We start from the raw sequence: 23,987 nt of genomic DNA on the forward strand, positions 1-23,987 counted from the left end.
CTTTTAATTTTAGTATTTTAGGCCCTGTTTTTTTTACCCTGAAGCCTGTTTTTTCTCAACGCTGCTCTGTCATATTCCGATTTTTCCTGTTTATCGTAGCCCAGATATTGAGATAAGGAATCGATTGTTGGATATTTGAATAATTCAATAACCGAAATTTTAATGTTGAGGATTTCTTCAATACTTGCCTGCATTTTTATCAGTAACAAGGAGTGCCCACCAAGATCGAAAAAGTTCTTATTTGGATCGATCGTGTCTAGCTGCAACAAGCTTTTCCAGATATTTGAAATTACTTCAGACATTGGTTGGCTAGCATCAGCGGTTATCTTTTCAGGCAATGTAGTCACCTTACTTTTGCTGTTTTTCAATGCATTACGGTCAATTTTACCATTTGTGTTAAGCTTAAATTCATCTATAACTTTAAAATGTGTTGGCACCATGTACTCTGGAAGCTTGTCTTTCACATATTTTTTTATGAAAGATAAAGATTCTGGGATGCTAAGTTCAACAGTTTCTAAAGCTTTTGCCGACTTTTTTGTCGCATAAATGATATAGGCAAAAACATCATTCGGGTTGTCTTCTTTTTTATCTACTTCAACCAGGTTATGAACAAATAAATTATATCCTCTGGCTTCTAGAATACGAATCACTTCTTCTTTGTGTTCCCGGGTATCAACCTCTAGTACGAATTGCTCTATTTTATCCCAATCGTCATCGGAAATTCCCTTTAGTACAAGCAATTCACTTTTTTCAACATCAATCTTCAAAAGGTCTATTTTTTTCAGATTGTTCTCTTTGATCACGTCAGAGATCGTAGTAAGCTCGCAAGAATAATTCTCGGTTTCATACCTATTTTCTATGAGCCGTTCCATTTCTTGCAGGAACTGGTCATCATGATCATTCATATAGCTTTTGGCTACATTCTTTGCCGCCATGATATCGCTGCCGGTATTAGAAAACCTTCCTGATATTCCAGACATATTTGGATAATGCGTAAACTGGACGGTCTCATTTTTACTGGAAAGACCTTTGTTGTAGGCCCGTCCTTTAATTCCGTAATTTTCAAAGTTGTTTTGCAGCCTTTCGAATGTCGTCGGAATCGGTTCAAATGCAAATATATTAATATTTTTAAACCTTGAATGGATCATTAAGCTGAACAAACCGATGTTAGACCCTGCATCAATCACACAAGAGCCTTCATTTAAAATGATGCCATGCTTGATATAATCATTATCGATAAATACTTCCTTATACATTAAATTAGTCGTATGGGCATTGTAATGATCTACTGATAAGCCGTTCGGCAATTGGTATAACGACCTGCCGGATGATTTATAAACCGTTTTTTTATCATTCAGGGAAAGTAAATCCTTGTTTTCTTTTTGATCACTGTACGTTTCTCCCTGAGTATTATTTAAAGAGATACAGGCGACGATCTCAGGGCTATTATTACTGTCATCTATATATATACCTACCTCCCGGACAATTTCGCAGGTATTTATTACTGCTTCGATTTCGCCCAGTTCAATTCTGTAGCCTCTTATCTTTATTTGTTCGTCTTCACGGCCAAATATTTCTATGTTCCCGCTATTTGCATAACGTCCGATATCACCAGTTTTATAAATTAGCCCATCCGAAAAAGGGCTTTTTACAAAGGATTTAGCATGCCGCTCGTGATCTGAAAGATAGCCTGCTGACACACCATCACCTCCGATATACATACTGCCCTTAACACCAATCGGAAGAACCTCCATTTCATCGCTTAAAATATGAATCTGGGTATTTGCTATGGGTTTGCCAATGAAAATCTTGTCTGTTTGTCTGTCTACCTTTGATACTGTTGACCAGATTGTAGTTTCAGTTGGTCCATACATATTAAAAATTTCTACATCAGGCAACTGGCTGTACACATCTTTTACTAAATCCAAAGGCAGTTTTTCTCCTCCCAATAGAATACGTTTTACCGATTTCATTTTTTCATAAATCTTTAAATCGGCATTCAACATACGCATTAATGATGGTGTGCATTGAAAATGTGTGATATTATGTTTCACCAGCTGCTCAGGAATTGAAAAGTCCACAGTACTCTTAAGATTGGAATTGTATTCATCTTTCAATTCTTTTATAAAGCCTAGGCTTTTCATTGTTAATGAATAGTCTAGCCCAAAATCGATCAGACAGGCAATTTCATCAATTCCGATTGCATATAATTTATCAAGTATTTCCGTACAGCTTTCTTTCGTACCAATAAGACCTGCCGATTTAACATACCGTTCAAACGAATTGTTCAGCAAAGCATCTATATCAGATTCTGAAAGTTCTCCGCCATTTGAAATTTCGCTTTCGAACATTTTCTGGACGAGACCTGCAGAGCTTTTTAAGTAATTTATCAGGGGCATACGTACTTCCCGGTGCACTTCTTCAATATCCTCGCCTATGTAGGTATGCAGCATAATTGAAACTTTCCCGGATTCGGGCTCAAAGCCATTTTCCTTCAATGAGGTTCTATAGGCATCAATTTTTTCAGAAAGATTTTCTATGGTATTGCCTAGTAAATGAGTAAGTATATTTAGCCCCAACTTTCCTGCTGACCGGAAGGTTTCAATATTCCCGCCAGAGGTGATCCAGACAGGAAGCTCTTTTTGCAATGGGCCTGGGTAAATCTTTACTTCTTTAAGTTTTTCATTTCCGTTCATGAAACCTACAGATTCACCTCGCCACAATTTTCTGACTTTATTCAGGCTGTCGTACATTACTTCCTGCCTGTTGTTATAGTTTTTAGGATAGAATACAAAATCATCGACATGCCATCCCGATGCTGCCGCAATGCCTACTCTTCCGTTAGAAAGGTTGTCTACTACAGACCATTCTTCGGCAATACGGATCGGGTTGTGAAGTGGAAATACCACGCTTCCTGCCCTGATATTAATTTTTTGTGTCATTACTGCCAAAGCAGCTCCCAGTACAGACGGATTTGGATAAATACCACCAAACTCATGAAAATGTCTTTCAGGGACCCAGACTGCATTAAAACCGTTTTCATCGCCATATTTCGCGCCATCCAATAAAAGTTTGTATTTTTCATCAGCCGCGCTGTCCTCTGAACTGGCAAAATAAAAGAGGCTGAAATCAAGGACTTTGTTCCTGCTGGAAATATTTGAATTCCTGATTTCTGTCTGGATAATTACTTTGAAGCCCCTGGTTATCGTCCAAATGAGCTCTAAAATGGAAATATCGAATGTATATGTTGTGAGTGCAAGGAATGTTCCAGGTTCTTTCCCTATTGCCTGATCCATTCCCGCAAAAAAGTTAACAACATTTCTATGTCTTACAGAAACCGCTTTAGGCTTACCTGTACTTCCTGAAGTAAACATCATATAAGCTATTGCTTCTGGATTTATAACCAGATCCAGATGAGCAGGTTCAGACGATTCAGACATAATTCTGTCTATAAAAACCACAGGCTTCTTCCAGCTGGCGATCCTTTTTTCATATTTTTCAAAGCCAACCACCGCGCTCAATTGTGAACTGGTTACCATATACTCCAGCCGGTCTTGTGGATGCTTGGGATCCAGCGGTAAAAAGGTTGCCCCCGATTTCAATATTCCAAAAATCCCAATAACCATCTCGATGCTTCTGTCGATGAAAAGCCCTACCACATCACCTTTATTTATGCCGGTCTCAATAAGTCTTCCGGCCAAGAGATGCGCTGCCTGGCTGATTTCAAAATAGCTGTATTGCTCATTTTCATGAATTAATGCTATCGCATCAGGAGTACTTTTAACTTGCTCCTCCAATTGACTGATGATGGTATCGGAGGATTCGTATGCAAGCTGCGTGCTATTCCATTCCAATAAAGTAATTTTTTCTTCATTAGGAATAGCAAGCATTTTTGAAACCAATTCATTCTGATTTTCAGCGATTTTAGTAATAATCGCCATATATCTGGAAATATACCGGTTGATCGATTCGCATTCAAACAAATCTGTATTATATTCAAAGATTCCCGTTGCCCCGCCATTTGTTTTTTCTATGTGCAGGGTAAAATCAAATTTTGATGCGCTTTGTTCCGTATCTAAAATAGTCAGCTCTAAATTTGCTGCTTTCAGAGGGTATGATTTTTCATCATGCATACTGAACATTACCTGAAAAAGAGGTGAAAAGCTCAAATTCCTTTTAGGGTTCAGTACTTCAATTAATTTTTCAAACGGCAAATTGCTGTTCGAAAAAGCAGCAATTAAAACGTCTCGTGTTTCTTTCAGAAATTCGGCATAGGTTTGACCTTTAACTATTTCACTCCTGATGACCAATGTATTAACAAAAAAACCTATTAACCCTTCTAATTCTTTTCTTGGCCTACTCATAATTGGTGTACCAATCGCAATTTCGTTTTGGCGGGACAGTTGCGTGATCAACATCGAAAATCCCGAAAACAATGTCATAAAGATCGTCGCGTTGTTTTCTTTACTTACAACTTCAAGGAGGTTATAGAGGTTTTGGGGAATTTCAAATTTTATAACTGCGCCATTATAACTTTGAATTGCGGGCCTCGGCTTGTCTATTGGAAGGTTTGTGTATTCTATAGGGGATTCCAGATTGTTTTTCCAGTAATTGAGCTCTTTTGTATATTGATCGCTTTGAAGCCATTTATTTTGCCATATGGTATAATCCGCATATTGGATTGGCAGTTCTTCACTTTGGTATTCCGAATCTTTCAACAGCTGTTCATAATTAAACATCAGTTCTTCCACAAGCAATCTCAGTGACAAGCTATCCGAAATGATATGGTGCATTACAATCACCAATGTGTTATGGTTTTCTTTTTTCTTTATCAAATTTAATCGCAACAGCGGACCTTCCTTTATATCAAAAGCAGCATTTACAAGCTTGTGAACAGCCTCTCTGGATTGATTTTCCCTAACTTGTGAGGTAGATCCGGTCAGATCTGTATACGTCAATGCAATAAGGCCTTCATCATATACTACCTGCGACGGATTGTTATCAATCAAATTGAAGCTTGTTCTTAATATTTCATGCCGTTGAACCAACAATATAACAGATTTTTCCAGCAAAGGGAAGTCAATCGGTCCTTTTATATCTATGACCACAGGCAGGTTATATATCGTGATATTGTCATTCATTTGATTGAGCATCCACATCCTTTCTTGTCCAGAAGACATTGGAAATACATACGAATTATCCATAACTTTATTTTTATGCCAGAAGATATACTGCTAATGAGCGCACTTCTGCTTTATTTTTTCATTTTATAAGCACTTCTTTGTACTCGTTCAATTGGCACATCTATTAGTGCTTCTTTATTTTGATCTAAATACTTGCCCAGCGCTTCTATATCTCTTTTTTCAAAAACATCTTCTAATGAGATATTTGTATTCAGATTTTCCCTGATTCTTGAAATGAGCTGAACTGCTTTTAAACTATGTCCGCCCAATGCAAAAAAATCGTCTTTTACGCTGATGCTGTCTGCATCGAGCGACAAGATCTCTGCCCACATTTTGGCGAGTTCTGTTTCGGTTTCATTTCTTGGGCTAATATGAGCCTCATTGCTCACTGTAGTGTTCACATCCAGCGAAAGCAAGGCTTTTTTGTCAGTCTTTCCATTGGCATTCAGTGGGAATTCTTCTACAACGATATAACGCGAAGGCAGCATGTATGATGGTAAAGTTAGAGCCAGTTCGTTCCTGATTGCAGCCATGTCCGGTTCGTGGTCTGAAACTATAAAAGCAACCAATTCTTTGTCAAGACCGGCATTTTGATCCCGAACCAAAACCACCGCTCTCGTAATCCCTTTACAACATGTAAGGGCTTTTTCGATTTCACCCAACTCGATCCTGTAGCCTCGGATCTTGACCTGATCATCCTGTCTCCCTAAAAATTCTATAGTGCCATCTGAAAGCCAACGTCCGTAATCACCGGTTTTGTATAAAATATCACCTGAAATGAAAGGACTGCTGATAAATCGGGATGCCGTCAGGTCAGGCCTGTTAAGGTAGCCCCTGGCAACGCCTTTTCCTCCAATACAGATCTCCCCAACCGCACCAATAGCAATTGGGTTCAGATGACCATCCAGCAGATAGATCCGTGTATTGGATATAGGTTTGCCGATCAACACTTTTCCTTTATTAAAAATGCGATGGCAGGTACTGTATGTGGTCGTTTCTGACGGACCGTATAAATTGCGTACTTCAATCCCGGTAAGGTCAAGCTGAGAGATAATCCCAGGAGAAATAGGCTCTCCGGCCATATTCAGAACGCTTACAAAAGCCAGGTTTGCCTTCTCAGACAACAAACCTTCAACCACGCTGGGAACCGTATTGAGCAATATTTTACCATACGTAGCATCTTGAAGGCGATCATTAATATCGAGTGGGCTATCAAGTATTGCAACTGTTTTTCCTTCTGATAAAGTATAGAACAGTTCAAAGACCGACAGGTCAAAACAAATTGATGTGACAGCAAAAGTGGTATTGAAATCGGAATCCTGGAATGCTGACTTTGCCCAATTCACAAAATGATACACATTCGAATGCGTGATCATAACACCTTTGGGCTGGCCCGTAGAACCCGAAGTATAAATAATATAAGCCAGCTCAGGGCCTGTAATTTCCAACGGTATCACTTCAGGGGAGAAAGACTCACGGCCAAACCAGAATTCATCAAGGGCAGCCTGGTCGATGACATGTTTGCATTGGCTGTCGGCCAGAATATAATCAATACGGTCTGATGGATATTTTGGGTCGATCGGCACATAAGCACCGCCGGATTTTAATATACCAAGTAAAACCCAGGCCAGTTTCTCACTTCTGTTGAGCTTAACCCCAACCAAATCTTCATGTTCAATACCTTTTTGCCTGAGATAATTTGAAAACCTACCCGATAAATCATCCAATTCCGAATAACTTAAAACAGTCGATTTATACCTGACTGCTGCCGAATCCGGAGCTGAAAGAAATTGGTCATGGATTAGCGAAACAATGCTGCCCTCTTTGTAAGTGGCATCCGTGTCATTAAAACCCGAAATCAGCAATGTACGCTCTTCAGCGCTTAGATAGTCAATGTCTTTTAATAGCTGATGAGGATCGGAAGTAACTTTAATTAACGTGGTATCAAGGTGAGTCAAAATAGACTCAATCGTAATGGCATCAAAAATATCTGTATTGTATTCGATCGCAACCTCTACTTTATCATGCTTTTCACGGACATAAAATGTCAAGTCAAATTTGCTTACTTTACTTTTGTCTTCCTGATATTTCACTATCGTTAAATCATCGAAATAGCAGGCATTTTTATAATCATTTGTCTCAGTATTCTCGAAAACTACCATCACATCAAATAGTGGATTCCTGCTTGGATCTTTTCCTAATTTTAGGTTTTTGACAATTTCATCCAACGGATATACGCTATGGGTTTGAGCATCTAAAACCAATGCTTTCATACGGGCTAAAAGCCTGTAAAAGTTATCGGTTTCATCAAATTTAACTCGTATCGGCAGCGTATTGACATACAATCCGATTTGTTCGTCCAAATCAATATGCTTACGATTGTTCATTGGCACGCCAACAATTATATCATTTTGTCCAGTATATCGATGCAATAAAGTGAAAATAAGCCCCATTGCCCCCATAAATAAGGTGCCACCACCTTCATTCATGGAAATGGCTTTTAGCTTCGCGGCTGCATTTTCGTCTAGATATGTTCTGATGGTATTACCTTTATAAGACTTTATTCTTGGGCGGTTATTATAAAACGGCAAATCAATTAGCGGCAAATCACCGGAAAGCTGCTTCTCCCAGTAATATTTATCGGTTAGCGTATCATTTACCAGTATAATTTTCTCCCATTCTGAATAATCTTTATAGTGCATTTTCAGCGGGGTCAGTCTGGAATTTCTATACAGCGCTGCCAATTCTTTGAAGATGATATTTAGCGACCATTCATCAGATATGATATGGTGAACAACAAAATTTAATACATGATGTCCATTGGCAAATGATATTATTTTAGCTTTAATTAAAGGTGCACGGTATAAATCAAACGTTTTATTACCTTCATTAACGTTGATTTCAGTCAATATTCTTTCATTGAATGCTTCTAAGGTTCGGTCTTCAAGCTTTAAGGAAAAATCAGACTCTGAAAGTGTCGCAATAAACTGGCGGATTTCACCAAAACTATCTTTCTTAAAATAGGTTCTCAAAACTTCGTGCCTTTCTATCAATAACATATATGCTTTTGCAAAAGCTTTCTTATCCAGATCGCCATAAAAAACATAACTGCCAGTCATATTATAGGCTCGGTTTCCTCCTGTAAACTGGCTAAGAATCCACAATCTGTTTTGGGCTGAAGATAAAGCATAGGATTCTTTTTTGACAGCCTGCGGAATATCGGTTCTAATTGTTTTTTCTGAATTGATGATCAGTCTGGCCTGATGCTCAAGTACTGGACAATTAAAAATATCGATCAACGCGATATGAACCTGAAATCTTTTATTGATTTGGTTTAATAACAAACTGATTTTTAAACTATGTCCGCCTAATACAAAAAAATCGTCTTTTACGCTGATGCTGTCTGCATCGAGCGACAAGATCTCTGCCCACATTTTGGCGAGTGCTGTTTCGGTTTCATTTCTTGGGCTAATATGAGCCTCATTGCTCACTGTAGTGTTCACATCCAGAGAAAGCAAGGCTTTTTTGTCAGTCTTTCCATTGGCATTCAGTGGGAATTCTTCTACAACGATATAACGCGAAGGCAGCATGTATGATGGTAAAGTTAGAGCCAGTTCGTTCCTGATTGCAGCCATATCCGGTTCGTGGTCTGAAACTATAAAAGCAACCAATTCTTTGTCAAGACCGGCATTTTGATCCCGAACCAAAACCACCGCTCTCGTAATCCCTTTACAACATGTAAGGGCTTTTTCGATTTCACCCAACTCGATCCTGTAGCCTCGGATCTTGACCTGATCATCCTGTCTCCCTAAAAATTCTATAGTGCCATCTGAAAGCCAACGTCCGTAATCACCGGTTTTGTATAAAATATCACCTGAAATGAAAGGACTGCTGATAAATCGGGATGCCGTCAGGTCAGGCCTGTTAAGGTAGCCCCTGGCAACGCCTTTTCCTCCAATACAGATCTCCCCAACCGCACCAATAGCAATTGGGTTCAGATGACCATCCAGCAGATAGATCCGTGTATTGGATATAGGTTTGCCGATCAACACTTTTCCTTTATTAAAAATGCGATGGCAGGTACTGTATGTGGTCGTTTCTGACGGACCGTATAAATTGCGTACTTCAATCCCGGTAAGGTCAAGCTGAGAGATAATCCCAGGAGAAATAGGCTCTCCGGCCATATTCAGAACGCTTACAAAAGCCAGGTTTGCCTTCTCAGACAACAAACCTTCAACCACGCTGGGAACCGTATTGAGCAATATTTTACCATACGTAGCATCTTGAAGGCGATCATTAATATCGAGTGGGCTATCAAGTATTGCAACTGTCTTTCCTTCTGATAAAGTATAAAACAGTTCAAAGACCGACAGGTCGAAACAAATTGATGTGACAGCAAAAGTGGTATTGAAATCGGACTCCTGGAATGCTGACTTTGCCCAATTCACAAAATGATACACATTCGAATGCGTGATCATAACACCTTTGGGCTGGCCCGTAGAACCCGAAGTATAAATAATATAAGCCAGCTCAGGGCCTGTAATTTCCAACGGTATCACTTCAGGGGAGAAAGACTCACGGCCAAACCAGAATTCATCAAGGGCAGCCTGGTCGATGACATGTTTGCATTGGCTGTCGGCCAGAATATAATCAATACGGTCTGACGGATATTTTGGATCGATCGGCACATAAGCACCGCCGGATTTTAATATACCAAGTAAAACCCAGGCCAGTTTCTCACTTCTGTTGAGCTTAACCCCAACCAAATCTTCATGTTCAATACCTTTTTGCCTGAGATAATTTGAAAACCTACCCGATAAATCATCCAATTCCGAATAACTTAAAACAGTCGATTTATACCTGACTGCTACCGAATCCGGAGCTGAAAGAAATTGGTCATGGATTAACGAAACAATGCTGCCCTCTTTGTAAGTGGCATCCGTGTCATTAAAACCCGAAATCAGCAATGTACGCTCTTCAGCGCTTAGATAGTCAATGTCTTTTAATAGCTGATGAGGATCAGGAAGTTCACACAATTTATTGACAAGAACATCCAGATGCTTTAAAAGTGACGCGATCCTCTCAAAAGAAAAGTGCATTTCTTTATAATCGATTGCAAGTATTAAATCATCTGTATCACTATATTCTAACAGATGAAAAATCAGATTTTCTTTCTGCTCTCCGTTAGATAAATATTTAATAGCAACATTCAGGCCTTCAAAGTCAATTGAATATGGGTATTTCTGGTAAGAAAACAGGGTGTTATATTGCTGGGTTTCTAAATTCCGGTCTTCACTCAGCGTTAAATATTTGTAATGCCTGTATGACAACCTCATTTCTTTCTGAATATTTTCCATCAGCTCAGAAAATGAAAACTCACCGATATTTCCAGAAAGTATTAACGGACAAATATTTACAAATGTTCCTAATATGTTTTTGAAGCCATGGGAACTTCTATTGTGGTTTGGTATACCTAAAATAAATGCTTCATCATTATAAAGAAAATTAGCTGTATAAATAACCCCTATGAAGTAATTCTGAATAGAATAATTATTAGATTGGGTAAATTCTTTTATTTTGTTGAATGTTTTCCTTAAAATCTTCAACTCCTGGCGTTTTGAGCATAAAGAATTACTTTCCGAACGAGAATTATAGGTTACCCCAAAGGCATTCGAAGAAATATCTAATGCTATTTTCCCTGACCAAAAAGTCTCATCGTTGCGATAGGCATTTGAGAGTCTGTAATCCTTTTCGTAAGCTATAAAGTCGGAATATCTGACAGGCTCGTTGAATTCTTCAGACATTCCATGGATTATACTGGCATACAATTTAAAGACCTTTTTAAAAATCAACGCCATGGCATAACCGTCGAAAACCAAATGGTGCGATTTAATATACCAATAAAAAGCCGTATTGCTTTGCTTAAGTATTGTAACTTCGATAGCATGGCGAAAAAGGTTGATTTTATTCTTTATATCCGAATCCATCCAGTTTAAGCATGATTTTTCCGGTGTATCCTCTTTAGAAAAATCAATGACATCAATATGGTACCGCTTGCACAGCTGTACTTTATTACCCATTTCTTCCGTAAGAAATGCATATAACGTTTCGAATACCGAGGCATTTTCGAGAATGTTTTTGATGGCAGCCTGCAGTACATCAATTTTTAAATCGCCACAGATGTATGCATATCCTCCTACGTTATACATTGGTGAATCCGGATGCAAACTTTGATTGATCCAGATATCTTGTTGAATTGATGATAACTCCATAATAGCCACGCTTCGGTCAGATAATAATTATGTGTTAAAAACTACAGATTTTTTGTCCAACATTCCTGTAGTTTTTTTTGTCTTTCATTAGGGTTTTCCAGCATTTCGAATATGTGCTTTTCAACCTGATCTACGGTGATTACTTTGCATGGTACTGTTATGATCTTTTCATCCCGTTTTACCTTAAGTACATAACTTTCATTTGGTTTTAAGATAGCGAATTTGCCAAGCCATTCTGCCTGGTTATCTAATCTTGTTTCTATATCGTTGAAAGATACAAATTCATCATAATCTTCAAGTCCCATTTTTTTGAGTTCAGGAGTAACATATCTGATTTTGATTTTACCATCAGGAATAAACAATTCATAACCTACCGATAATACCTGATCTCCAGTCTTTCGTTCTTTGGTATACTTAACGCCTACTTTTTCAAATATTTTCTCAATTGGCATCACTTCGGTATTTTTAATGTATTTGTCTAAAAACACTCCTACTTCCGGATAGGTCATTTTTGTAAAAACAGAGAAAAAGTTTTTTTCCTCAAAAGGCTTGTCTTTTCCGTACATATTATTTAACTCTAATATTACTTCCCTCAAGCCTCTCTTACCGTCTGACATGTCGAGAAGCATGATGTCTATCATATCCAATGCGATAACTGTTCTGTGATAAATGTTTTCATATTGGCCTCGTCCTGTTTCTGTATAACAATTTAGGGCCAATTGGCTTATACTGTACTTACTGTCAAATTTCTCTGATATAGTGAGCTTTTCCGACAATTGTTCCAGGTAACGAGGCAGTTTAAAAGTACCGTTCCGAAGCATCATGATATCTGAAGCCCACTCAGCGGTACCTTCGTAAAGCCAAAGATGCTCAGATGCTTTTGGAGAAGCAAAATTAAAGTTACTTATGTATTCAGACCTAACATTTATTGGCGTAACTAAATGAAAAAGCTCGTGAGCAGCATCGGTCATAATATTGTCACGAAACTCGGTGTCTGAAAGGTCTTTTTCCGGCATTACGTAAACCGAAGAATTGCTATATTCCAATGTTCCCCTGATGTTGAACTTCTCAGCATCCACAAGGAAGGTGTAATGATCAACCGGCAGCCTTTTTTTAATAAACTTTGTATTGGCTCTCACGGCATTTTCAAAAAGTCCTTTAATATTTACAGCAGCGATCTCATCATTTTGGGAATAAACATAGATTGTGTATGGAATTTCGTCATAAGTAAACGAAGCTTTTGACAACCTTCCGAATAAAAAAGGAGAATCTGCCAGTTGCGCGAAACTATTGAATTCATAGTAGCCATTCTTGTTAATTTTTGCCGATGTTCCAACAGACCATTCTTTTGGGTAATGAAATGAGAGTTTATAATCTGCTTTTTCATAATCAGAAAAATAGCCAATTATACAATAACTGTTGATCAGTGCGTGGTCTTTCTCCAGAGTCATTCCTGCAAATGAATAAAAATACTGTTCTTTCACATCGGCATCCCAAGTATCTGCTACCTCATAATAAATCTCAGCTACTTTTTTAGGCTCGGAGATTTTCCATTGATTGGTAGCAATCTTTTCTGTTGCTATAATTTTTCCTTTCCCATCATATGCTTTTAAATTCTTTATAAAACGTCCCATATCCATAATCTGGTACGTCCCAGGTGCTGAAGATACAAACTGGAATATATCATTCGAAAGACTGGCGTTTTTAATTTTCAGTCTTACTTTGACCACATCATCCGGATTATCTTTCAGCTCGATATCGTACTTAAATTGCGACATACTATTTTTTTGAGCTCTGATACAGAAAACAGAAAAGCAACAAATCAAAATAAGTATTTTGTTCATCATATATAATTTTAAAGTTTAGAGAAATCATTAACAAACATTTTTTGTCCTGTAAGCAATGCGAGTCCGGATAGTACTCCCCCAATTAATCCTGAGAAGGCAAAAATGCACCATTTGGGATAATCGATTATTAAAGCAAGCTTGTCCATTATTTTCGAGTCAAGGCTAACATCATAATAGACATGTGCTAGACTCCAGGCGAGAAATCCTGCCAGAAATCCGATCATAAACGGCGATAGCCCAAACTTCTGAAAAGGAAGTACAATCCCCAAAATAATGCAGGGTACAACGAAACTCCACCATGGAAGCATTGTAAATAATGAAATCACAATTATTATTGTGGCTACTGCGAAAATCAAAAGTAAGGTTCTCATTATTTTATTCATTGCCTGATAGTCTTAATATTTTTTTTGCTTCTTTTTTTGACAAATAGAAATTCAGCTTATAATATCCGCCTTTAATCCAGGTATTTACATAATTATCGTAATATGTACTACCTATATTCCCTGATTGTCCTCCCGGATAAATGCCGTAGGAATGAGGTCCGTCTTCACCAAATTCAACGATCATTCTCCAGGAAGCGCCCCAGTTTTTAGATAAAGCATTGATTGCATCAGAGTGTCCCGGCATTGGAATGTCATACCTTCCTAATGACCGGATGTCTGTTGGGTGCATAATGTTAATAGTATTAAACATCGACCATGGCTTTAATTTGTCGCCCGCTTTCCTAGATGCTATGGCATTAATAAAAGAATAATAAACAATATCCGAAGCCGTTTCAACAGCGGCCGTGCCCTGTTTGTCGAAATATTTATTACCCGGATCATTCAAGATCATATCCAGCAACACATAATTGTCCGGCGGGTTTAAGTAAAAAGGATATCTTTTGAGTTCATCCCAGGTATTTTCCTTTACATTTTTCCAGAACAATTCAAATAATTCGGCTTCTGTACTACTTGCGTTGTAATTCCCGTCCCATTTCACAAAAGCTTCAAATTCTTTTGCGTAAGGGGTTTTATCAACTTTATTTCTGATTATGGGAGCTAAAGCAGAGAGTGCTTCAGCGGCAAAAGCATTAACATTATCAAGTTGCATGGCTTTCATTTTGGCTATATCAAATTGATCTCCTGATTCCAACAGTTTACTTATCCTGTTTGCCCTGACCTCTGAATAATATCCGTTGGTATATGAATACTTCATTTTTTTGGTCGGATGCTGATTTGCAGAAAAAATAACATTTGATTTCGGATTGTATAACTGTGGCAAGCTGTCCTGCGCGATATAGCCGGAATATAAATGATCTTTTCGGGTTCCGTCCAACACGAATCTTCCCTGTCCTATCCATTTTTTAGCAATCTTTCCTTGATGAATAATCCCGATATCGCCTGTTTTGGTTGAGAAAATAAAATTCTGCACCGGACAGGTGAAGTTTTTTATTGCTGCCAGAAAATCCTGTTTATTCTTTGCCTTGTTGAGTAGCATAAAGCTTTTCAATTCATTTGACGGAGAAAGAAGTCCCCATTTTAAGGCGTAATTAGCGAGTTCCGGAGCATCTTTAAATTGATTGTCAGTTACTACTGGACCATGAATGGTATACCGGACTGTATCGTGAAATGATTCTTTTCCTTTGATCTTAATTTCTTCTACTTCATATTTAAAATCAACCATTTTGCCATCAAACTCATATTTTTTATAATTGTTGGAAATTTTTAATTTGTACCAATCTTTAACATCAACAGCTCCGTTAGTAACACCCCAGGCCAAATCTTTATTAAATCCAATAATGATTGATGGAATGCCAGGAAGTGTGACACCATAGACGTTTATGTGATCAGAAACAAGTTGCATATCAATCCAAAGCGATGGCAGCGACAAATTTAAATGTACGTCATTGCAAAGTATCGGAAAACCCGATTTCGTTTTCTTACCTGAAACAACCCAGTTGTTACTTCCCAATTTAGGATTATAATTGCTTTTTGGCAAAACTCCGTCAGCATCCATGAATCCGTCTTTAAGATAGTCCTGGACCCGGTCATAATTGAGTTCTTTAGTGTCAGCTACCTGATCCTGTTCAATTGATTTTATATGATTGTTATAATCTGGATACAATTTTAAGAAATCCTCTCTTCCCAATGCCATATATAGCTTCGTCATGCTGATGTCTTCTTCATAACCTGACAGAACATTGCCCATATGCTTCATGATCAAAACAGATTTCAGATTTGTCCAAGGTTCTGGAGCATAGTCAAAAAACTTGTATTCGAAAGGATAATCCTTGTAAGCAAGCTGCTGAATAAATGCATTGACTCCTTTGGTGTAGGCGTTCAGGAATTTTAAGGTTTCTGGATCAGATTCTATGAGCCTGAGCGATTTTTTGGCAGCAGAAAGCATACCCATTCTTCTTTGCTTGCGATCCTGCGTAAGCATACTTTCGCCAAAAACTTCCGACAATCTTCCGGCAGAAACATAGCTCAAAAAATCCATTTGCCACAAACGAAGCGAAGCAGTCGCATAACCCTGAGCATAATATAAATCGGCATCGCTTTTCGTAAATATATGAGGTACTTTTCTTTCGTCAAAAATAATCTCAACTTTATCATCAACGCCTTTCATCACTTTATTAGAATAGAAAGCTTCAGGATCATCATTCTCAAAGTTGTGATTGATGCCAATGACAGGATTTAAAAATTTACCTAACGGAGGTAACTTATACATTGAGGTAGAACATACACCGATTAGCAGCATTAATACAGCAAATGGGAAAAAAAAATATAAATTAAATTTTCTCATTGAAGTGTAAATTTGTGTTTTTCTGTAATAAATAGCTTACTGACATAGAAAGTTAGGATAATGGGGTTGATGCATATTTTCATGAATTGGTTTAATATTCCCGTCTTCCATTTCATACAACTTGTTTGCGCAATGGTAATATTTATCATCATGTGTAATCGCTACAATTGTATATCCTTCACTGATGATTAACGGGATTATTTTAGTATAAAATTTATTCCGGAACTGCGGATCCTGATCAGCTGCCCATTCATCCAAGACAATTACAGGCTTTTTTTCCAACAGGATGCTTATCAGGGCCAAGCGTTTTCGCTGTCCCGTAGACAATGTTGTGGTAGAAAACTTTTTACCTTGAAATGAGACAACATGGTCTATTTCAAACAGCTTCAGGTAATCGTTTGCTTTTTCTAAATCAAAAGAGTCAATACTATAAAGCCCGTCGAAAAGGTAAAAATCGGAAAAGACTACCCCAAACATCATTTTATATGATCTGTTTTTTGTTTCTGAAATCTGTTCGTTATTAAAGAAGATTTGTCCTTTTTGAGGTTTCAACAGTCCCAAGAATGTAGATATAAAAGTAGTTTTACCGCTTCCGTTCCCTCCGTAAATAAAAAGCACATCACCTTTAGAAATATTGAGGCTGATAGGACCGACTTTAAATCTTTTCATTACTGTATTGGATTCACTCATCGTATTATACTCATACTCAAGTTCATTGATCTGGATTTCTTTAAAATCTTCAGGCCGAGTTGCCAACTCCACTTCATCAACAAGTACTTTCTGACTGTCCAAGCTTATTTGTAAAGCACTGATTTTATCATATGAAATCTTCGATTGTATCAGGCTAGGCAACAAAGCCATAATAGCTTCTACCGAACCCAGAAGGAATAAAAGGATAAATATATATTTTAAAACAATAGCAATATCAAGCTGAAACAATCCAACAAAAACAGTTAATGTGACCCCCATAAGGCTGTAAAATAACATTTGTCCGATTATTTGATTGTTCAACAACCCTATGAGTGCTTTTTTTGATGAGAATATGGATTCCTTAGAAATTGGTTTTATTTGTCCTTCAAACAACTCTTCACCTTTTTTATAATCCATGAAGATCTCTTTAAAACCTGACATCACAGCATTGAAACTTTGCATAAAATCATCCTCAATCTTCCTAGCATTGATTAAATGTTTATGGGTTAGCCTACTGCTTACCTGATATACCGTAGCGCCAAGGATCACAACGCCTATTGTAATTATGCAAAGCACGTGGGAAATATTCCAGATGTATACAAAACACGCGATAAGCATCACAAAGGCGCCCGAAAAATGAATGATGTTTAAAGAAGCCTGGGAAATACTTGGTACATCGCCTACCAGCGACGCATACACTTTATTTTGATGTGATTTAAAATATTCAAAATTAGATTTCAGGGTGAGCTGTATTAGGCTTAACCTGATATCCCATAAAAATGCTTGCGAAAAGTTAATAATAATTGTAGACAGCATTTTTCTTGTCCAGATAAAGCATAAAAGAGTAAAAACCAAAAGGATCATACTTTCCTTTTTGAATTTTATAGATCCTTCTATTAACTCTACCATAATAGAATTGACAAATGTGATGTATATAAAACTTAAAACCCCTGATAAAATACTAAGAATAACTGTTTTAATATACAAACTGGGCTTAAATCCTTTGACAAAAGTATCTTTTATAAAATTAGAATGCTCAATCATTGAAATTTTTGGTTTTGCTAATTTAAAATATCTAATTGATTATTAAGCTTAAAAAATAATAATCTCAATGAATTTTCTAACATAAATTGTTTCTTAGAATAACATTTTGTTTTTCTTTTAAATCTAGCTAAATAACTTCTGATTCTGGAATCATATCCTTCAACCATAACTGTTTTTTTTTTTGATTTGCAATGTTTTTTTTGTGCGATTGTGTCCAGGTGGCTTTTCCAATAATCACAACAAAAATCATTAATATCTGTGTGTTTTAATTTCTCCTATAGCTTTTTGAATGTATTGTATTTCTTTTTCCATAAATAAAGTCAATGACCTGTTTTCCAAATCTATCAACAGTAATCCAGCTCCAACAGTCGTTTTTTTTCGTTCTGTATATGGCTATGAACATTTAATTCGACAATTTCTATAGCCTCTTTAAGCAGAGAAACTAATTTTTCTCATTTAAACTCCATTGATACACTGTTCTGTAACTGACATTTAACACTCTTTCTGTAGCTTTAAAACTCATTACTTCCAAATACATTTCCGAAAGTTAGTCTACTCTGTTTTAAACTTTTGACATAAAATTTGCTCCCAATATAAAAAAACAATTGTAATTTTTACATTTATATCTTTAAAGATATATGATGAAGCCCACTTTAATTTTATCTTCTGGTTAATATTTTTAACATTTCATAAAACTAATTTATAAAATATATTTTAATTTAACAATACAATTTTTATAATGAACCTGTTTGGTTTTTATTTAAAATTACCTTTTACAATTTCGTTTTTTTTGGTTTGCTTTACTAAGCTGTTGGGTTATATTTCTGATCCTTTTTGTAACAAATTGTTTTACAGCATTTAAAATTTATATTTTATTCCTAGCAGATAATACGCACTCAATCTGTTTTTGATAACAATTTGTGAATAGTTCGAATCGAAAGTGTTACTCACAAGTCTATTATCCAGCAAGTTGGCCGCGACCAATTCCAGATAAGTTTGCCTGAATAGCTTATACCTGATCGAAAAACTCAAGTCATTATATTCATTTAAATATTTCTTATTGTTTGTCTGTTTTTCGTAACTGTAATGTGCCTTGAATAGAAACTTTTCCGTGACAACGAAAGAAGCATCGACAAAATTGCTCCAAGTTTCAAAATTATTTTTAAGTAACAGCTGCGTAGCTTCATTGCGAACCTTATACTTGTTGTTCGTATAACTTAACCCTAATCCAAATTCGAATCGTTTTTTTATTTTAAAAGTATTGGCCCAAACCAAATTGTTCCCAGCAATATCATTCTTAATTAAATAGAGCATTGTAGAATTACCTTCAAGTGAATTTGTTTGTGTATAAAATTCATTTATTGAAAAATTTCCTTCCAGTTTAATGGTCCAAAATTTATTAATCTTTTTATCCATATTAAAATTCAGTAGGTATGAATAAGCATTTTTATGGTTATTCACATTAGAATCCAGTTGAGTGTTTACATTAAACAAAGACGTAGTCTGGATACTATTTTTTATTAAATTAAAGGAAAATTCGGAATAAAAATTAAAAAAAGAAGTGTATTTCGAATATCTGTAAGCCAATTTCAGTCTGTGGTTTACTTCTCTATCCAGATACGGATTTCCAAGAAAAAGCAAGTAAGTGTTCTGCACCTGATAGGTATTTGACAGTTCCTTGATTTCTGGGTAAGAAAATGTTTTCTTATAATCAAGAGTTAACGTTTTAGCAATATTCCACTCATACTTCAAAGTCAAATGAGGCAAAAAGGCTACCTTTTCCAATCTGGAGTTCTGTTGGTTGACCATAATATTGGCTTCATCAAATCTACTCAAGCTTCCGCCCAAATCGAATTTTAAATTTGCAAAGGATTTTGTTAAATTCAGATCGGCATAGTATTCTTTATAGGAAAGTCTAGCGTCTGCTTTTTGCTGGTTTTCCAAAAGCAGGTTGCCGTTCGAATAGATGTTGTTCGTAAAATCCTGGGCACTAAAATTGGCTCCAAGCTTAACTTTTAGATTAAATGTATTGGTAATCAAATTATTGTATTCAGAATATACCTGTACGGTATTGATGCTAGTTGCCTGAGCCTGTCTGATTTTATATATTCCATTTTCTTCATTTTGGTTATTGAATGCATCATTAAAAATCGGGTTCGACGATTCTATAGCATATATTGGTGTGTCTTTTTGATAATTATGAGTGATGTAAATACCAAAATTATCGCTTTTGCCTATCTTTTTCAGATAGGACAAATTATGTGAAAAGTTAATGAAATTTCGGTTGGTATTGGCCATTTGGAACCCCAGATTTGCGATGGCGGAATTTGAAAATGATGAATTATCTATAGATTGTTCCATCTTATTATCCATGATATTCAATATAGCCCTATATCTCATTTCCGATCTCGCTGTAGGAAAATAATCAATTCTTGCCTGAGCCAGCCCTGAATGCAGTTTTTGTGACTCTTGCTTATTTTGCCTGAATGAGAAATCGCTAAAAAGCCGATCTACAATTGTTGTATAGTCTAACGAATTCCCTGTATATAAAGCAAATCCGTTTACATACAACTTGTTATTGGGTGCATAACCTATATGAATGGCCCCCAGATTTGTTCTAGCCACAGAGGCATCTTTTATATCCCCCAGATTAAAAGGCTGAAGATTACTTCTTAAGGAAAATTGCCCACCTTCCTTTTTTAAAGTTGAAATGCCCCCCATAAATCCAATCATATCTTCTCTTGTAAATACTTCCTTGCCATATGTGTTGGAATCGGCGATCACTGTTACATCTACTTTTGGATTAAAATAAAATGCCTTTCCTTGGAGATCGGAATGTTCTTTGAAATTGGTACCTGCAGAAACATTTCCAAAAACTAGGCTTTTTTTATCTTCTTTTAAAACAATATTTAAAGAAAAATCATCATCTTGCTGCAAGGAATTGGCGAACGGGTTTTTCTTGAATTTTTTATCAATCTGCACCTTACTTATTGCGCCTGAAGGAAGGTTTTTATTCACAAGTTTCATATTACCTCCAAAAATTTCCCTGCCTTCCACAGTAAAGTTTTTTATTTCTTTTCCTTCATAATACACTTTACCATCAGCTATTTTTATTCCCGGCAGTTTTTTTAATATATCTTCTAAATTTTCTTCGTTACCTGTCTGAAAGGAAGCAGCGTCAAATTCAATTGTATCACCTTTCATCTTTATCGGAATCCTAGCTTTAACTATTACCTCATCAAGCTGTGCTTCACTGTCCGAAAGCGTAAATTTCACCTGCTCACTAATTTGTTTTGCAGCAACCGGAATAACCTTAGATTTAAAACCTAAGGCTTCCAAATGAATATCAACTTTTTGATTGCATGGAAGTTGAAGATTAAAATACCCCGATTTGTCTGTGTAGGTGAAGGCATTACCTTTTCTATCAGCATCATATACTGTTACCGAGACATTATACAATCCAATATTGAGCGAATCGACAACTATTCCTTTAATTTTACAAACTTCCTGAGCAGTAAGCATATTTGAGAATAGTAATATTGATAAAAATGATAGGCCGATGATGAATTTCTTCATTTAATTTGTATACAAGATAAATAATTTGCTTTTAGTCTTCTTTATCTATGCCACTATCATGCATCTCACTCATCTTCTTTTCCAAATTCTTCATTTCTTCATCAAATTCGCTTTGCGTAACAATTTTTCCAGAGGATATTTTCTTTAACTTTAGCTTCTGTTTCCTGATTGCGATTTTTACGACATTTGTAGTAAAATCAATGTTATTGATGGTATACGATGCCTTTAAGATTAATCCTGGCAATCCAAATGCCCGGTCTGGACCATCTTTTACTGGAATCTTTGGACAAAACCAAGCAGTTACTTTTATAGAATCGTTTGCCGTTCCCTCTGCTTTTATTGCAGCATAGCCACCAACCATTTCTGTTTCATTTGAAATTTTCCAATCTGTTATGGTCAGTTTACCTTTGATCAGATATTTAGCCCCCATAACATCCACTTCTTTGAGAAAAGATAAACTGTCTAAGTTTTTAATCAAAGCCCCTTTATCTTGGGATGATAGTTGATTTAAAATGATACCATCCACGCCCTGCGAGTTATTGACTTTTGGCTGTAATTGATATTCCGACTGTTTTCCGTCTGTCAGTAATTTATAATCCATGGAAATACCCTTTTTTATTTCTTCTCTTATCGAAGCATCTACCTGAGATCGGTATTGTGATGGTATTTTATTGATGACCATATCCGGGTCCATGAAAACATGGGTTTCGTAATCTGCTTCGATTGTTTGTTCCTGGGAAAACACCTGAAATGAAAATATTAAGGCTAATAACAGAAGTATTTTAGTATTCATATTGTTTTTATATAATTTAAGATCAATAATTTATTAGTTTTAATTCCCTATTCTGGTCTGTTTTCTTAAAAGCCCAATGCTGTCTATTGGTAATTTGTCTTAAACTTCATTCATTCTAATAAAAAACGATATGCAGCTTCTGTGAAAGTACCAAAACAATCGTTTTCTTCCTTTATGATGGCAACTCAAACCATATCCATTGAAAAGATCCTAACTTTTAAACTAAACCCTTCAGATCTATATCACATTAATATACAGTTAATTTTACATATATTTAAGTTTCTTATATACTCCCAGTATTATACTCGGCTTGGTGATTTAAAATCTGTTCAAATCTAATACTTTTTTTATACAAATTAAAAAAAAATATTTATTAATGAACACTTATCAAATCTGCTTCTATCCACAAATACATATGAGAGAAAGAAGCAATACTAATTCAATTTGGTAAAACTCTTTCTCCTACTTAATTAGATCTGGTTGTAAATGGTGGTGCTGAAAAAATAATTTCAGAGTCCGGAATTTTATCTGACACAGCCAAGTGACTATTCACAAGAAAATTACCCTAAAAGATGTGCATTTTTCTAATTCCATGATTGAAGGACATTTCAAAACTCTTAAGAAATATCTCAGAAGCCAAGATGAAATTCATTCTAATGAGTTTCAAAAAGGCATTGAGTTTTTCATTCATGATTACAATTCCATCCAACCTCATTACCGACATCAAATTTATACTTCTGATGAGATTCATTCAAAATCCGAACTTATCGATATAAGACCTCATATTGAACACATTAACAAAGAGCGATTACAAAATAATCGAGCTTCTTGTTGTAAAGTAGCGTCACAATCCTTTCAATAGAAATCGAAGTATGAGATTCGTGAACTCCTTATAAAAAATTAAAAATACATGAACAAGAATATCGTTTCAGGGATAGTTATTATTTCTTTTTCCTGCTATTCCATTTTAACATCAAAGCCTGTAATAAGCACGTCGAAGTATCAAAGAACTTTTTCTTTTTGGGTAGAAAAAAATTTTGCCTTTTATACAATACTGAAATTCTATTTTTTATTCTCATCAATGTATAACTTACATTCTCAACACCTTTAATAGAGGCTTTCCTCATTTTCAGATGTTTTTATTGAAACTTCTATTTGTGGGAGGAAGCCTAGGTCACTTTCAGATTGTGGTTTTTTAGCTCCGTTTGAAACTGATACAAAACAATAAATGCTGTAAAATATATATTTTACAGCATTTATACTATTTTGATTAAATAGTTGCGATCCGGACGGGACTCGAACCCGCGACCTCCGCCGTGACAGGGCGGCATTCTAACCAGCTGAACTACCGGATCAATTTTTTTAAAATAAATTGACAAAAATTTTGCAATCCGGACGAAACTTATACTTTTCAGAAAAGACCTATCCATATACTTAAACTGCCCTTTTACTTACTAAGTCACTTTTGTAAACAATCTAAGAGCGTTTGTTTTTAACTGGTGCAAATATATAGCTTTTTTTAATTTTTCCAAAGGAACCCATTCCTTTTCTTTTAAAGCTATTTGTAAAATACACATTTTCAAACATAAAAATTTCAGATATAACTGCTCTAAACACTCATTTTAACAGATCATCTTAGAACATTTAAGAAAGTCAATTATAAAAACACACACAAAATCAACATTCTTGTTACTCTAAAAATATTTATTTCAATATCAAATTTTAAGATGATGGATTTATCATACTATTAAACACATCAGATCTTTTTAATATAAATTCTAATAATGCAACACTG

Annotated in this window: 9 protein-coding genes and 1 tRNA gene; all 10 read right to left on the minus strand. The window is 36.0% G+C overall.

All coding sequences use genetic code 11. From position 1 onward, the window contains the following. Positions 1 to 17: 17 nt before the first annotated feature. Positions 18 to 5,204 (minus strand): MupA/Atu3671 family FMN-dependent luciferase-like monooxygenase, encoded by a 5,187-nt coding sequence (locus tag GFU89_RS20245; RefSeq protein WP_318848849.1) that lies wholly within the window; start codon positions 5,202 to 5,204, stop codon positions 18 to 20. Between the two features lie 50 nt (positions 5,205 to 5,254). Next, positions 5,255 to 11,455 carry a non-ribosomal peptide synthetase gene (locus GFU89_RS20250; protein WP_318848850.1) on the minus strand — a complete coding sequence of 2,067 codons (6,201 nt, stop codon included), beginning with the start codon at positions 11,453 to 11,455 and terminating at the stop codon, positions 5,255 to 5,257. 41 nt (positions 11,456 to 11,496) lie between these two features. Continuing rightward, entirely contained in the window at positions 11,497 to 13,233 is a 1,737-nt protein-coding gene (locus GFU89_RS20255) for a hypothetical protein (protein WP_318848851.1), read from the minus strand. Positions 13,234 to 13,310: 77 nt separating this feature from the next. Beyond that, positions 13,311 to 13,628: a hypothetical protein gene (locus GFU89_RS20260; RefSeq protein WP_318848852.1), complete on the minus strand. Its 318-nt coding sequence runs from the start codon at positions 13,626 to 13,628 to the stop codon at positions 13,311 to 13,313. Between the two features lie 49 nt (positions 13,629 to 13,677). Continuing rightward, a complete protein-coding gene (locus GFU89_RS20265; protein ID WP_318848853.1) occupies positions 13,678 to 16,089 on the minus strand; it encodes a penicillin acylase family protein in 2,412 nt (803 codons plus the stop codon). A 36-nt stretch (positions 16,090 to 16,125) separates the two neighbouring features. Further along, on the minus strand, positions 16,126 to 17,823 hold the full coding sequence (locus tag GFU89_RS20270; protein WP_318848854.1) for a cyclic peptide export ABC transporter: 1,698 nt from the start codon (positions 17,821 to 17,823) through the stop codon (positions 16,126 to 16,128). Positions 17,824 to 17,840: 17 nt separating this feature from the next. Further along, complete coding sequence (locus GFU89_RS20275; RefSeq protein WP_318848957.1) at positions 17,841 to 18,077, minus strand: IS1 family transposase; 237 nt, start codon at positions 18,075 to 18,077, stop codon at positions 17,841 to 17,843. A gap of 604 nt (positions 18,078 to 18,681) precedes the next feature. Beyond that, positions 18,682 to 21,399, minus strand: a complete 2,718-nt coding sequence (locus GFU89_RS20280; protein ID WP_318848855.1) for an outer membrane beta-barrel protein — start codon at positions 21,397 to 21,399, stop codon at positions 18,682 to 18,684. Between the two features lie 31 nt (positions 21,400 to 21,430). Next, positions 21,431 to 22,192, minus strand: a complete 762-nt coding sequence (locus tag GFU89_RS20285) for a GLPGLI family protein (RefSeq protein WP_318848856.1) — start codon at positions 22,190 to 22,192, stop codon at positions 21,431 to 21,433. Positions 22,193 to 23,473: 1,281 nt separating this feature from the next. Further along, positions 23,474 to 23,547, minus strand: a tRNA-Asp gene (locus tag GFU89_RS20290). Positions 23,548 to 23,987: the final 440 nt, after the last annotated feature.

The sequence above is a fragment of the Chryseobacterium sp. JV558 genome, assembly GCF_033712365.1.
Classification (GTDB): domain Bacteria; phylum Bacteroidota; class Bacteroidia; order Flavobacteriales; family Weeksellaceae; genus Chryseobacterium.